Genomic DNA, 12,683 nt, shown 5'->3' with positions numbered 1-12,683 from the left:
CGCTTAAAAACTGGCGAGCTGGTGGTTAAAGAGATCGGTGACCAACATGCAGCCCGGCGCATGCGTGATGCAGAACGCGGGCTGTGCGTCGAGGATGGCGGACTGCGGGGTGACACCGCAGGCCCAGAACACAGGAATTTCGTCGGGAAGAACCTCCACCGCGTCGCCATAGTCCGGCGATTCAAGGTCTGCTATACCGATGCGGGAGGGATCGCCGACATGCACAGGCGCACCATGAACGGCCGGAAAGCGGGATGTAACCTGCACCGCGCGAATCACATCGGCGGCAAGCATGGGGCGCATTGACACCACCATGGCACCACCGAAAGGCCCGGCCTTTACGGTCTGGATGCTGGTGCGATACATGGCCACGTTTTTGCCCTGGTTGATGTGGCGCAGGCTGATACCTGCCTCCTGCAAGGCCGCCTCAAAAGAGAATGAGCAGCCCAGCACAAAAGTCACCAGGTCGGTACGCCACAGGTCGCTGACGTCGGACACCTCTTGGGCAAGTTCGCCATGGCGCCAGACGCGATACATCGGCAGGTCGCTGCGAATGTCGATCCCCGCGCCGAGCGATGGCAGCGTGGGCTGACCCGGCTCTCCAACCGCCAGCACAGGGCATGGTTTGGGGTTGCGCTGGCAAAAGCGCAAAAAATCCCCGGCAAGAACCTCGGGCAAGATGACGACGTTGCCCTGAACACGATTACGGGCCAACCCGCTGGTGTGCGCAGTCCAATGCCCCTGGCGCATGACACTGCGCACATGCTGGGGATCGTCAAGGCCCTGAGCCCCGAACGCCTCGATCGCGGTTTGCTGATTGACTTGCAACTTGTCCTCCGCTGGTTTGCAATTAAGCACGATTGCGACCGATTGTGTTGGGGAGTGACAGGGTGTGGCAAATTCAAAATTTTTCGCTTAGTTCATCGATTTTTTCTGTGCACTACAAAGGAGAAGCCCGAAAACGTTCGCCTCACTTTGGTGCTAATGGTTAACCCTTGTTTTGACGATTTTGACGCCCTCCGACCGATGTTTGGCAGAAGCCATCAACCGCGGCTGGATCGCAAAGAAAGCGCTGCGGCATCGCGTGCCAGCGAGCTGCCTGAACGCCATGTGGGGCTACCGCCTCACCATCTGGCTGGGCGCGACCTATTGAGCCATCTGCGTCCCCAGGAACGCCTGGGCTGACGCCACCAGCATGTCCATTTCTGGCGACGTTGGGTCTTCACGGTGGCTCACATGGATGGGAAGCGGCCTGAGCGCAATCTCGCTGTCAAGGGCGCACAAATGCGGAAACGCCAGCATCCTCTGGACGGCAAGCCGCGGCAGTGTGGCGATACCGAACCCGCCCTGCACCAACTGCACCATGGCGGAGATGGATGAGATGGTGTGCACGCAGCGAGGTTCGGCCTGTGCCTGACGCAATGCATCCAGCAAAGACACGTGCGGCTGCGAGCCACGCTGAAACGTCAGGATGTCGGCGCCTGCGAAATCAGACGCCTGATAGCGGCGCTTGCGATGAACCTTTCGGTTACCAACAAACGCCATCTCCATGGAGGTGAATGCCTGGCTGCGGATTCCGTCGCCAGAGGCAGGAAGCGCCGCAAAAACCATATCCAGCGTGCCGCGACGAATTTGATCCAACAGCACCGGGGTGGTTTCCACCGTGAGCTCAAGCTCCAGCAGCGGGTTTTCTGCGCGGAGTTGCTCCACCCAGGGAATCAGCCAGGAGTGAAGCACCGACTCGATGGCTCCGAGCCGCATCGACAGCTCGACGGGTCCGCCGGAGCCCATTTCGGCCTTGAGCTGGCGATGCAGTTCCAGCATGCGCTTGGCGTATGTCAAAAAGCGCGTGCCCGCCACCGTCAGTCGAAAGTGCTTGTCGCGGCGATCGAGCAGCAACACGCCCAGCTCATCTTCGAGCGCCGCGATGCGACTGGACATGGCCGACTGCGTGAGGAACAGTTTTTCTGCAGCGCGGGTCACGCTTTTGAGGGATGCAACCCAGTAAAAGGCCTCGACGAAACGCAAATTCATGGGGATTCCTGAAAGCAGCACGGGCAGCTTTGCAAACTTGCTGGGCGTCGCCGTTCCCGCATTTTGCCGCTCAGGGCACAGCTTGCAAGCTGCACGACGCGGCCGCGCAAGGCGCGGTGCGAAGGATCGGGCCAGGTCTGAAGGGGTGAACGCCATGCCACGACCTGGCCTGCGAATGGTTCCCACATGGGCAAGCGCGCGTCCCGGCTCTTAGAATGAACCACCACTGGAGCCCCCGATGAGATACCTCCTTTGGCTGCTCAAGGCAGCCATCTTTTTTACGCTGTTCGCGTTTGCGCTCAACAACCAGCAAGATGCCACCGTGCACTTCTTTTTCGGCACGCAATGGCGCGCTCCTTTGGTGCTGGTGGTGCTGACCGCGTTTGCAGCAGGGCTCATCGTGGGCGCTCTTGGCATGGTTCCACGCTGGTGGCAGCACCGATCTGCGGCGAGACGCGCCCAGGCGACCGCGCCTTTGGCAGCGCCCCCCGCCAGCCCCAAGGCGACCCCGGCGTCTGCAACCGCCACCCCTTCGCCATCCGACCTGCCTTCGATCCATGGAATTTGACCTGACGTGGATCCTTTTGGGCCTGCCGCTGGCATTTGTGCTGGGCTGGGTAGCGTCACGGTTTGACCTGCGGCAACTGCGTGCTGAAAACCGACGCGCGCCCAAGGCCTATTTCAGGGGCCTGAATTTCCTGCTCAACGAACAGCAGGACCAGGCGATTGATGCCTTCATCGAGGCGGTGCAAAACGACCCCGACACTTCAGAGTTGCACTTTGCGCTGGGCAACCTGTTTCGCCGACGTGGTGAATATGACCGCGCCGTGCGGGTGCATGAGCACTTGCTGTCGCGCGGCGACCTGAGCCGGGCAGACCGCGAGCGCGCTCAGCATGCACTGGCGCTTGATTTTCTCAGGGCCGGCCTGCTGGACCGCGCTGAAGATGCCCTGCAGAGACTGGAGGGCACGCCGTTCGAGGCGCAGGCCCGCATGGCACTGCTGGCGATCTACGAGCGCTCACGCGACTGGGCCCGCGCCGCCACTATTGCCCATGAGATGCATCAGGCGGACCAGGGCGATTTCAGCACCCGGCAGGCACACTATCTTTGCGAGCAGGCGCAGGCGCTCACGGCCCAGGGCGATCTGACGGCCGCACACGCTTTGCTGGAGCAGGCCATTGCCGCCGCGCCCCAAGCGGCGCGCGCCCGCATTGAGCTTGCGCGTTTGCAGCACATGATGGGCCATACCGCTGCGGTGCTCGATACCCTGAAGGCGCTGGTCGAGCACAACCCTGGCGCGCTGCCTTTGGCGGCGCCGCTGCTGGTAGAAGCGGCCTTGGCCCACGGCCGCGCGTCGCAGGCCCATGCGCTGCTGTCGGCCCACTATGCACAGTCGCCTTCGCTGGACGTGCTGGAGGCCCTGGTCTGGCTCGACACCAATGACACCGCCACCCGCCCAACAGCCCGTCAACGATACGTGCATCACCTCGACAAGGAACGGTCGCTGGTTGCCGCATCGAAGTGGCTGGCTGGCGAGAAACTGGAGCACGAAGAATTTCACCCACAGATCCAGCAGGCACTGGAACACGCCGTCAAGCCCCTCACGCGCTATCGCTGCGCGGCGTGCGGCTTTGAGGCGCGCCAGCATTTCTGGCAATGCCCCGGGTGCCAGACCTGGGACAGCTATCCGGCCCGCCGGGTCGAAGAACTCTGACCGGAGGCTGCGCAGTTCGCAAGACTGTGGGCCCTGGTCACCGACCTTGTTCAAACACCAATGGAGTCCGCCCCATGCTCAAGCGTTTTTTGTTCGCCGTTTTGTGCCTGCTGTCTTTCGCGTCGATGGCCGCCGTGGAGGTGAACCAGGCGTCCGCCGCCGATCTTGATGGCATCAAGGGCATCGGCCCGGGGCTCTCGGGCCGCATCATTGCGGCGCGCGACACCGCCCCATTTAAGGACTGGGCCGATTTCGTGGGCCGCGTCAGCGGTGTTGGGGAGAAGACGGCGGCCCGGCTCTCCAGCGAAGGCCTGCGGGTGAACGGAAAGAAGTTCAGTGCGGCCGCCTTCGCCAGGGCCGAGGCGCGCCAAAAGAAGGCCGACGCCAAGGCAGACGGCAAAGAGGGGCACGAGGGGGCAACAACCCGTCCTGCGACTTCCAACAAAGCCACATCCACCGCTACAGCCCACTCAAGCACGGCACCCGCAGCGCAACCCCTGCCCGGCGCCAGCCAGGCGCGATAGCTTTCCGGGCGCCGCGCTCCGGCGCTGAGTTTCATTGCCTGGGCGCGGGCAGGCGCAGGCAGCGGTCTGCCTGTTGCGCGCTCGGTCACCCGCTGCGACATCGGCGCAGGCCCTTCATGGCATCGCCCGACAGTTCAGCAGTCCGTGTCGGCGCACAACGGCCGCATGGGTTCAGGGCCATTGGGCAAGCCCCCTAGAATGGTTCGGGAATGTCCCTCGTCACCCTGATCCTACTTCCCTTCATTGGCAGCCTGATCGCGGCAGTGCTGCCCGCCAATGCGCGTAACGCAGAGTCCACGCTCGCCGGGCTGATCGCGGCGTTCTGCACGGTCCAGGCTGCCCTTTACTTTCCGGGGATCGCCCAGGCAGGCGTGATACGCGAGGAGTTTGTTTGGCTGCCTGAGCTCGGGCTCAATCTTGTGCTGCGCATGGACGGCTTTGCCTGGATGTTCTGCATGCTGGTGCTGGGCGTGGGCAGCCTGGTGGTGCTGTATGCGCGCTACTACATGTCGGCGGCCGATCCGGTGCCGCGCTTTTTTGCGTTTTTTCTGGCCTTCATGGGGGCCATGGTGGGAGTGGTTCTCTCGGGCAACATCATCCAGATCGCGTTCTTCTGGGAGCTGACGAGCCTGTTTTCCTTCCTGCTGATTGGCTACTGGCACCATCGCAAGGACGCCCGGCGCGGCGCGCGCATGGCCCTCATGGTCACGGGCACGGGCGGTTTGTGCATGCTGGCTGGCATGCTGGTGCTGGGCCACATCGTGGGCAGCTATGACCTCGATCGTGTGCTTGCCGCGGGCGATCTGATCCAGGCGCATCCTCTATACCTGACGGCGCTGGTGCTCATCCTGCTGGGGGCACTGACCAAAAGCGCGCAGTTTCCTTTCCACTTCTGGCTGCCGCATGCCATGGCCGCGCCTACACCTGTGTCGGCATACCTGCACTCGGCCACCATGGTGAAGGCAGGCGTGTTCTTACTGGCGCGCCTGTGGCCGGCCCTGGCGGGTACCGAGCCATGGTTCTGGCTGGTGGGGGGCGCGGGCTTGGCCACACTGCTTGTGGGCGGCTATGCGGCCATGTTTCAAAACGACCTCAAAGGGCTGCTGGCGTATTCGACCATCTCGCACCTGGGGCTGATCACGCTCCTGCTGGGTCTGAACAGCCCGCTGGCTGCGGTGGCGGCCGTGTTCCACATCATGAACCACGCCACGTTCAAGGCCTCGCTGTTCATGGCGGTGGGTATCGTGGACCATGAATCCGGCACGCGCGACATCCGCCGCCTGTCGGGCTTGCGCCGCATGATGCCCGTCACTGCCACGCTGGCGATGGTTGCCAGCGCTGCCATGGCGGGGGTGCCCCTGCTCAATGGGTTCCTGTCGAAAGAAATGTTTTTTGCCGAAACGGTGTACATCAGTACGACGCCCATGCTGGAATGGCTGCTGCCCGTGGCGGCCACCGTGGCGGGCATGTTCAGCGTGGCGTATTCGCTGCGGTTCACGGTCGATGTGTTCTGGGGCCCGCCCGCAGATGACCTGCCGCGCACTCTGCACGAACCGCCGCACTGGATGCGCGTGCCGGTAGAACTGCTGGTGCTGGCCTGTCTGGTGGTGGGCACCCTTCCGGCGTGGTCGGTGGGCGCGAGCCTGGCTGCTGCGGCGCGGCCGGTGGTGGGGGGCGAGCTGCCAGAGTACAGCCTGGCAGTGTGGCATGGCTTGAACACCCCATTCGTGATGAGCCTGGTGGCACTGGCAGGGGGCGGTCTGCTATATGCCCTGCTGCGCCAGCAGCGCGCCCGCGGCCGCATGCTGGCCCCGCCGGTGATCCGTCGCATGGATGGGCAACGGCTGTTTGAAGCGGCTCTGGCCCGGGTCAGCCTGCTGGGGCGCAACGCACGCCGCCTGCTGGGCACCCGCCGGCTGCAGTGGCAGATGCTCTGGCTTGTGGGCGCTGCGCTGATGGCGGCCACTGTGCCACTGTGGGTGCGCGGCGTGCACATTGGCGAGCGCGTGCTGCTGCCCATCGCGCCTGCCTTTGCCGTTCTCTGGATCGTCGGAGCCGTTTGCGCCGTGGCCGCTGCATGGCAGGCCAAGTACCACCGACTGGCCGCCCTCACGTTGCTGGGCGGCACGGGCCTGTGCATGTGCATGACGTTTCTGTGGTTTTCTGCGCCCGATCTGGCACTCACGCAGATCGTGGTTGAGGTGGTCACCACCATTCTCATCCTGCTGGGGCTGCGCTGGCTGCCCCGGCGCGATGAACGCCTGAAGGTGCCTTCGCGCGGCGGAGCGCGCCGCACGCTGCTGCGCCGCTGGCGCGACCTGGCGCTGGCGCTTGCGGCCGGTGGCGGCATGGCCGTGCTTTCGTTTGCCATGATGAACAGGCCGTTCCCGGACAGCACATCCACCTTCTTCCTGGAGCGCGCGCTGGTCGAAGGCGGTGGCACCAACGTGGTCAATGTGATGCTGGTGGACTTTCGAGGCTTTGACACGTTTGGCGAGATCGTGGTGCTGGGCATTGTGGCCCTGACCGTATATGCCCTGCTGCGGCGCTTTCGGCCCGCGCGCGAGGTGATGGACCTGCCCGCACAGCAGCGGGCCGTGCCTGCCGATGTGGACACTGATCTGAGCAACCCGCGCCAGTCCACCGACACCGCCATCGGCTACCTGATGGTGCCCGCCGTGCTGGTGCGGCTGATGTTGCCCTTTGCCACCCTGGTGGCGGTGTACCTGTTCATGCGCGGGCACAACGAGCCGGGCGGCGGCTTTGTGGCGGGCTTGGTCTTTGCAGTGGCACTGCTGCTGCAGTACATCGTGTCGGGCACCTCATGGGTCGAGGCCCACATGCCGCTGTACCCGCGCCGGTGGATTGGCGTGGGCCTGCTGATCGCCCTGGCCACGGGCCTCGGGTCGCTTGTGTGGGGCTACCCGTTTTTGACCAGCCACACGGCGCACCTGTCCCTGCCGGTGGTCGGTGAGATCCATGTCGCCAGCGCCCTGTTCTTTGACATTGGCGTGTTCACGCTGGTGGTGGGCTCCACCATGCTCATCCTGACCGGCATGGCCCACCAGTCGGTGCGCAGCCACCGCTATCACAACGCCCGCGCAGCCGAAGACATGCAGCCGGGTGCCGCCACCCAGGGAGACAACCCATGGAATTGATACTGGCCCTGGCCATCGGGGTGCTGACCGGCTCGGGCGTGTGGCTGTTGCTGCGCCCACGTACCTTCCAGGTCATCATGGGCCTGTCGCTGCTGTCGTACGCGGTCAATCTGTTCATCTTCAGCATGGGGCGGCTGGGTCTGGCGATTGACAAGGAGCCCGTGCTGCAACCAGGCATCCCGCAGGACCTGGCCCACTACGCCGACCCGATGCCGCAGGCGCTCACGCTCACAGCCATCGTGATCGGCTTTGCCATGACGGCGCTGTTTCTGGTGGTCCTGCTGGCCTCTCGCGGCATGGCGGGTACCGATCATGTGGACGGCACGCGCGCCAAGGATCACTGACATGACATCCGTGGGGTTTGTGCTGGATCGGCTGATGCCGCACCTGATCCTGGCACCCATTGCACTGCCGCTGGTGACCGCCGGGCTGATGCTGCTGCTGCGCGAGGAGCGCCAGCGCACCAAGGTCGCGATGAACATGGCATCGACCCTGCTGGGGCTGGTGGTGGCCGTGCTGCTGCTGGTGCAGGCCCAGCAGCCGGGTGGTCAGGCCAGCATCGGCGTGTACCTGCCGGGCAACTGGCCAGCGCCGTTTGGCATCGTGCTTGCCATCGACCGCCTGTCGGCCATGATGCTCGTGCTCACCAGCACGGTTGCACTGGCAAGCGTGCTGTTTGCCGTGGCGCGGTGGCACCGTGCGGGCGTGCATTTTCATCCCTTGTTCCAGTTCCAGCTCATGGGGCTGGCCGGGGCCTTCCTCACGGCCGACCTGTTCAATCTGTTTGTGTTTTTCGAGATCATGCTGGCCGCCTCCTATGGGCTGCTGCTGCATGGCTCGGGGCGGCCACGGGTGTCGGCCGGGTTGCACTACATCGCCATCAACCTGGCGGCATCGTCGCTGTTCCTGATCGGGGTGTCGATGCTCTACGGCATCACCGGCACCCTGAACATGGCGCATCTGGCGCAGAGCATTGCAAACGTGGCACCTGCCGACCGGGGGCTGCTGCACTCTGCGGCCGCCATTTTGGCGCTGGCTTTTCTCATCAAGGCAGCCGTGTGGCCCATCAACTTCTGGCTGGTACCTGCCTACAGCGCAGCCACGGCCCCCGTGGGCGCGCTGTTTGCATTGATGACCAAGGTGGGCGTGTACAGCGTGCTGCGCCTGTGGACACTGGTGTTTGGCGCGGAGGCTGGCGAATCGGCCCTGTTTGGCAGCCAGTGGCTCATCGTCGGTGGCATGCTGACGCTGGTGTTTGGCGCTGCAGGCATGCTGGCCTCCCAGCGTCTGAGCCATCTGGCGGGATACGCGGCCATCCTGTCATCGGGGACACTGCTGGCCGCAGTTGGCTTCGGGCACACAGGGCTGACGGCCGCATTGCTGTACTACCTGCCAGGCTCCACGATGGCCATCAGCGCACTTTTTCTTGTCAGCGATCTGGTCGACCGCTGGCGCAACGACGGCGCCAACGTCGCGCCGCATGAGCACCGCGATGAAGCGCCGTTTCTCGCGGCAGACTTGCGGCCCGCGCAGGCCATCAATCTGGACGACCAAGAGCGGGCACTGATCGGCAGGGTGATTCCGGCCGCTACCGCGTTTTTGGGCCTGGCCTTCATGGGCTGCACCCTGGTCATTGCCGGACTGCCGCCGTTGCCGGGCTTTGTTGGCAAGTTCGCCATAGTGCACGCGCTTCTTAACCCGCTGGGCCTCGGGGCCAGCCAAGGCCTGCACGCAAGCGCGGCAGGCTGGACGCTGATCGCACTGCTGGTGGGCTCGGGCGTGATGGCGCTGCTGGCGCTCACACGCGTGGGCATCCGCCACTTCTGGTCAGCCCAGGGGCGTTCGTCACCACGGCTACAGGTGCTGGAGGGTATGCCCATCGCGATGCTGCTTGCCGCTTGCGCCGCGCTGGTGTGGCAGGCCGGTGCCGTGATGCGCTACGCCCAGGCCACGGCCGACGCCTTGCATGCGCCTTCGGTGTACGTGCGGGCGGTCATGACGACCCTTCCGGTGCCCAACCCGGCTGCAATTCCCAAGACCCCAGATACCGGAGGCCCGCCATGACCGCGCAGCGCAAGACCGCAGCCCCGCGCCCGGGCCTTTTGCGCCGCCTGGTGCCAGACCCGCTGCTTTCCCTTGCACTACTGGGCCTGTGGCTGCTGCTCAACCGCAGCCTCAGCGCCGGTCACATGGTGCTGGGCAGCGTGCTCGCAGTAGCCATACCCCTGGTCACCGCCGGGCTGCGGCCGCTGCCGGTGCGCATCCGCAAACCCAGCGCTGCGGTGCGACTGGCGCTGACCGTGATGGCCGACACCCTGCAATCGAACCTGGCGGTAGCACGCCTGCTGCTGATGCCCAGCCGCCGTCGGCATCCACCGGGCTTCGTGCCGATCGCGCTGGAGATGCGCGACCCCAACGCGCTGGCCGTGCTGGCCCTGATCGTGTGCATCACCCCCGGAACGGCCTGGGCCGAACTGTCGCTGGACCGCAGCATGCTCTTGCTGCATGTGCTGGAGGTGGACGACCCCGAGGCCATTGCAGCCGACATCAAGCGCCGATACGAAGCGCCGCTGATGGAAATTTTTGAATCCGCAGCAGCCGCTGATGCCTGAGCCGAAGGCCTGAACCATGACCCCCATCCTTGACTGGGCCCTGCCCGCCGCACTCCTTCTTTTAGCGATCGCCATGGGCTGCACGTTGCTGCGCGTCCTGCGCGGCCCCACGGCGCAGGATCGCGTGCTGGCGCTGGACTGCATGTACCTGTGCGGCATGCTTGTCATGCTGGTGCTGGGGCTGCTCTACGGTAGCAAGACTTACTTTGAGGCGGCCCTGCTGCTGGCGCTTTTCAGCTTTGTCGGCTCCATGGCGATGGCCAAGTTCCTGTTGCGCGGCGAGGTGATCGAATGACCGGGCCCGCCGTGCTGCCGCTGTGGCTGGAAATCATCGTCGCCGCGTTGGTGCTGGGCGGGGCCTGCCTTGCGCTGCTGGGTGCCATTGGGCTTTTACGACTGCAAAGCTTTTTCGAGCGCGTGCACGCCCCTTCGATCATCGCCACGCTGGCCTGCTGGCTGATCGTGCATGCCACGGTGCTGTACTTTTCGGTAGCCGACCAGAGCTTGGCCCTGCATGCCCTCTTGATTGCTGTTTTTGTGGCCATCACCGTCCCGGTGATGTCCATCTTTTTGATGCGTGCCGGACTGTTCCGCGCGCGGCAGGCGGGCCAGGCGGTACCGCCCAGCCTGAGCCAGCCACGCACGGGCGCGCCGATCGAACGCTCCTGATTTAATAGCTTCCAGCGCTTACAGAGCGTGCGTAGCCGACTTATTTTTCATCAAAAACCTTGATTCCGCCGACCCTATTGAGTCGGCACCTTTGAACTTGAACCAGCCGTTCGGGCTGAGCCTGTCGAAGCCTTGCGCAGAGCTTCGAACCGCATCAACGCATTCAAGTTGGTTGATGCCGACTCAATAAGGCGTGCTGCACCACCCACGCGGGTGGAGCATCTGCCGCACAGCCGCCGGTACGCGACCACGCAAGGCCATTCCAACGCGGACAGCGCTTTTTTCTGGGCGACAATCGCGACATGATGAACGTTCTTGCCATCTGTATCGGGGCATCCGCCGGAGCACTCGTGCGCTGGCGCTTGGGCCTGTGGCTGAACACCGGCGTCACCGTGCCATGGGGTACGCTGGCCGCAAACCTGATCGGCGGCTACCTTGTGGGGGTGGCCATTGGCGTGTTCCAAGCCTTGCCCCAGCTCGATCCGGTGTGGCGCTTGGCACTGGTGACCGGCTTTTTGGGCGGGCTCACCACTTTCTCGAGCTTTTCCGCCGAGGTCTCGCAGATGCTGTTGACCCAGCGTTATGCGCTCGGATTGGGCACTGCCGCGCTGCATCTTGTCGGCTCGCTCGCCCTCACGGTGCTGGGCACCTACTCGGTTTCGTGGCTGGCGGCGCTGCGTGCGTGATTCGGCGATGCGAGCGATCATCATGTGCCAAGCGGGGCCGGCCGTCTAAGGCGTCTGCGCAGCAGCATCCATCTCCACCGCTTCTTTTGCCATCCTTTCCCTTTCTGTTCAACGGCGCTCATGGAATCCAATACCCAACTGAACGATAGCCGCCTGGCCGACGCCTGGGCCGAACTCCAAAACCACGCGGCCGAGGGCAACCCTCTGCACGAGGATGCCCACCGGCTGGCGTTTGCGGACCCCGAATTCCTGCTGCGCCGCGAAACGCGCGGCATCCGGTTCCAGCTGGAGCTGCTCAAACCCGAGCTGGGCCAGGCGTCGCAGGGAATACACAATACCGTGGTGGTCTATGGCAGCGCCCGTTTTGTGGCACCTGAGGAAGCCGCCGCCCAACTGAGCGACGCCGAGGCCAGCGGTGACGAAGTACGCCTGAAACGCGCCCGCCTGGCCGTGCGCAACGCGCGCTACTACGACCTTGCGCGCCGGTTCGCCCGCCTGGTGGCTGAGCACAGCGAACAACAGCCCGCAGCCGACCGGATTTATATCTGCACCGGCGGCGGCCCCGGCATCATGGAAGCCGCGAACCGTGGCGCACATGACGCAGGCGCGCTGAACGTGGGCCTGAACATCGCCCTGCCCCATGAGCAAAGCGGCAACCGCTTTATCTCACCCTCGCTGAGTTTCAAGTTCCACTACTTTGCGCTGCGCAAGATGCACTTCATGATGCGCGCCAAGGCGCTGGCGGCGTTCCCTGGGGGCTTTGGCACGCTGGATGAGCTGTTCGAAGTGCTCACACTCGTGCAGACCCAAAAAGCCAAGCCCGTGCCCATCGTGCTCTTTGGCACCGACTACTGGAAGCGGCTGATCAACTTCGAGATGCTGGTGGAGGAAGGCACGATCTCCGAGCAGGACCTCAAGCTCTTTCATCTGACCGATGATCCGGAGGAAGCCTGGGAGATCATCCGTTCGTTCTACCAGCTGTTGCCATAGCGGCAGGCGATTCACTTCACGTCGGCCGCCCCACCTCGGCCCAACGCCAAGGTGCTCAGTGAGAAGCTCGTTGAACCGATCAAGATGACGCCATCGCGAGGGTGCGCAACGGCGCAGGGCGGCGATTTCAGCGTCTTGATGAGGCCCATTGCGGGCTAGCCCGGATATTTCACCGTCCTCCGTAAAAACGATGACGGCATGGCCCTTTGAGTGCGCGTTTATCGAGGTGTAGAAACTTGATGAACGAGCGAGCCATGCCGAATCCAAACTGTACCGAACAAACTGAACTCGATCT

14 protein-coding genes are annotated in these 12,683 nt (G+C 64.1%); 12 read left to right on the top strand and 2 right to left on the bottom strand.

The window, feature by feature from the left end; all coding sequences use genetic code 11:
- Positions 1–3: 3 nt before the first annotated feature.
- Positions 4–750 (bottom strand): putative hydro-lyase, encoded by a 747-nt coding sequence (locus ACK543_RS00920; RefSeq protein ID WP_409941019.1) that lies wholly within the window; start codon positions 748–750, stop codon positions 4–6.
- 280 nt (positions 751–1,030) lie between these two features.
- Between ACK543_RS00920 and ACK543_RS00915 the strand changes: the two genes are divergently transcribed.
- A complete protein-coding gene (locus tag ACK543_RS00915) occupies positions 1,031–1,153 on the top strand; it encodes a hypothetical protein (RefSeq protein WP_409941004.1) in 123 nt (40 codons plus the stop codon).
- Here the strand turns inward: ACK543_RS00915 and ACK543_RS00910 are convergent.
- Positions 1,147–2,034 (bottom strand): LysR family transcriptional regulator, encoded by an 888-nt coding sequence (locus tag ACK543_RS00910; RefSeq protein WP_409941003.1) that lies wholly within the window; start codon positions 2,032–2,034, stop codon positions 1,147–1,149. The two genes, ACK543_RS00915 and ACK543_RS00910, sit on opposite strands and share 7 nt — an antisense overlap.
- A 238-nt stretch (positions 2,035–2,272) precedes the next feature.
- Here ACK543_RS00910 and ACK543_RS00905 point away from each other — a divergent pair, with 238 nt between their 5' ends.
- The 11 genes from ACK543_RS00905 (at position 2,273) to ACK543_RS00855 (ending at position 12,388) form a co-directional block, all read left to right on the top strand.
- Positions 2,273–2,602 carry a lipopolysaccharide assembly LapA domain-containing protein gene (locus tag ACK543_RS00905; protein WP_409941002.1) on the top strand — a complete coding sequence of 110 codons (330 nt, stop codon included), beginning with the start codon at positions 2,273–2,275 and terminating at the stop codon, positions 2,600–2,602.
- Positions 2,592–3,749 carry a lipopolysaccharide assembly protein LapB gene (lapB, locus tag ACK543_RS00900; protein ID WP_409941001.1) on the top strand — a complete coding sequence of 386 codons (1,158 nt, stop codon included), beginning with the start codon at positions 2,592–2,594 and terminating at the stop codon, positions 3,747–3,749. Before ACK543_RS00905 ends, lapB begins: the two co-directional genes overlap by 11 nt.
- A gap of 74 nt (positions 3,750–3,823) precedes the next feature.
- Complete coding sequence (locus tag ACK543_RS00895; RefSeq protein WP_409941000.1) at positions 3,824–4,273, top strand: ComEA family DNA-binding protein; 450 nt, start codon at positions 3,824–3,826, stop codon at positions 4,271–4,273.
- Positions 4,274–4,482: 209 nt separating this feature from the next.
- On the top strand, positions 4,483–7,431 hold the full coding sequence (locus ACK543_RS00890; protein ID WP_409940999.1) for a monovalent cation/H+ antiporter subunit A: 2,949 nt from the start codon (positions 4,483–4,485) through the stop codon (positions 7,429–7,431).
- Entirely contained in the window at positions 7,422–7,775 is a 354-nt protein-coding gene (locus ACK543_RS00885) for a Na+/H+ antiporter subunit C (RefSeq protein ID WP_409940998.1), read from the top strand. Before ACK543_RS00890 ends, ACK543_RS00885 begins: the two co-directional genes overlap by 10 nt.
- Position 7,776: 1 nt before the next feature.
- Positions 7,777–9,495 carry a monovalent cation/H+ antiporter subunit D gene (locus ACK543_RS00880; protein ID WP_409940997.1) on the top strand — a complete coding sequence of 573 codons (1,719 nt, stop codon included), beginning with the start codon at positions 7,777–7,779 and terminating at the stop codon, positions 9,493–9,495.
- The gene (locus ACK543_RS00875; protein ID WP_409940996.1) at positions 9,492–10,043 is read left to right on the top strand and encodes a Na+/H+ antiporter subunit E; all 552 of its coding nucleotides are present in this window, start codon (positions 9,492–9,494) and stop codon (positions 10,041–10,043) included. Before ACK543_RS00880 ends, ACK543_RS00875 begins: the two co-directional genes overlap by 4 nt.
- Before the next feature lie 16 nt (positions 10,044–10,059).
- Positions 10,060–10,338, top strand: coding sequence for a K+/H+ antiporter subunit F (locus tag ACK543_RS00870; RefSeq protein ID WP_409940995.1), 279 nt, complete (start codon positions 10,060–10,062; stop codon positions 10,336–10,338).
- A complete protein-coding gene (mnhG, locus tag ACK543_RS00865; RefSeq protein WP_409940994.1) occupies positions 10,335–10,712 on the top strand; it encodes a monovalent cation/H(+) antiporter subunit G in 378 nt (125 codons plus the stop codon). The genes ACK543_RS00870 and mnhG overlap by 4 nt, the downstream gene beginning before the upstream one ends.
- Positions 10,713–11,014: 302 nt before the next feature.
- Positions 11,015–11,398 carry a fluoride efflux transporter CrcB gene (crcB, locus tag ACK543_RS00860; RefSeq protein ID WP_409940993.1) on the top strand — a complete coding sequence of 128 codons (384 nt, stop codon included), beginning with the start codon at positions 11,015–11,017 and terminating at the stop codon, positions 11,396–11,398.
- Between the two features lie 120 nt (positions 11,399–11,518).
- Positions 11,519–12,388 carry a TIGR00730 family Rossman fold protein gene (locus ACK543_RS00855; protein WP_409940992.1) on the top strand — a complete coding sequence of 290 codons (870 nt, stop codon included), beginning with the start codon at positions 11,519–11,521 and terminating at the stop codon, positions 12,386–12,388.
- Positions 12,389–12,683: the final 295 nt, after the last annotated feature.

The organism is Acidovorax sp. (assembly GCF_046341535.1).
In the GTDB taxonomy this organism is placed as follows: Bacteria; Pseudomonadota; Gammaproteobacteria; order Burkholderiales; family Burkholderiaceae_C; genus Acidovorax.
The sequence above is the reverse complement of the archived record's forward strand: the minus strand, read 5'-3'. Positions and strand labels throughout refer to the sequence as shown.

What these genes read in the sequence shown, in the direction of transcription:
- ACK543_RS00920 (WP_409941019.1), bottom strand. Translation starts at nt 750, where the DNA reads ATGCGCCAGGGGCATTGGACTGCGCACACCAGCGGGTTGGCCCGTAAT.
- ACK543_RS00910 (WP_409941003.1), bottom strand. Translation starts at nt 2,034, where the DNA reads ATGAATTTGCGTTTCGTCGAGGCCTTTTACTGGGTTGCATCCCTCAAA.
- ACK543_RS00905 (WP_409941002.1), top strand. Translation starts at nt 2,273, where the DNA reads ATGAGATACCTCCTTTGGCTGCTCAAGGCAGCCATCTTTTTTACGCTG.
- lapB (WP_409941001.1), top strand. Translation starts at nt 2,592, where the DNA reads ATGGAATTTGACCTGACGTGGATCCTTTTGGGCCTGCCGCTGGCATTT.
- ACK543_RS00895 (WP_409941000.1), top strand. Translation starts at nt 3,824, where the DNA reads ATGCTCAAGCGTTTTTTGTTCGCCGTTTTGTGCCTGCTGTCTTTCGCG.
- ACK543_RS00890 (WP_409940999.1), top strand. Translation starts at nt 4,483, where the DNA reads ATGTCCCTCGTCACCCTGATCCTACTTCCCTTCATTGGCAGCCTGATC.
- ACK543_RS00885 (WP_409940998.1), top strand. Translation starts at nt 7,422, where the DNA reads ATGGAATTGATACTGGCCCTGGCCATCGGGGTGCTGACCGGCTCGGGC.
- ACK543_RS00880 (WP_409940997.1), top strand. Translation starts at nt 7,777, where the DNA reads ATGACATCCGTGGGGTTTGTGCTGGATCGGCTGATGCCGCACCTGATC.
- ACK543_RS00875 (WP_409940996.1), top strand. Translation starts at nt 9,492, where the DNA reads ATGACCGCGCAGCGCAAGACCGCAGCCCCGCGCCCGGGCCTTTTGCGC.
- ACK543_RS00870 (WP_409940995.1), top strand. Translation starts at nt 10,060, where the DNA reads ATGACCCCCATCCTTGACTGGGCCCTGCCCGCCGCACTCCTTCTTTTA.
- mnhG (WP_409940994.1), top strand. Translation starts at nt 10,335, where the DNA reads ATGACCGGGCCCGCCGTGCTGCCGCTGTGGCTGGAAATCATCGTCGCC.
- crcB (WP_409940993.1), top strand. Translation starts at nt 11,015, where the DNA reads ATGATGAACGTTCTTGCCATCTGTATCGGGGCATCCGCCGGAGCACTC.
- ACK543_RS00855 (WP_409940992.1), top strand. Translation starts at nt 11,519, where the DNA reads ATGGAATCCAATACCCAACTGAACGATAGCCGCCTGGCCGACGCCTGG.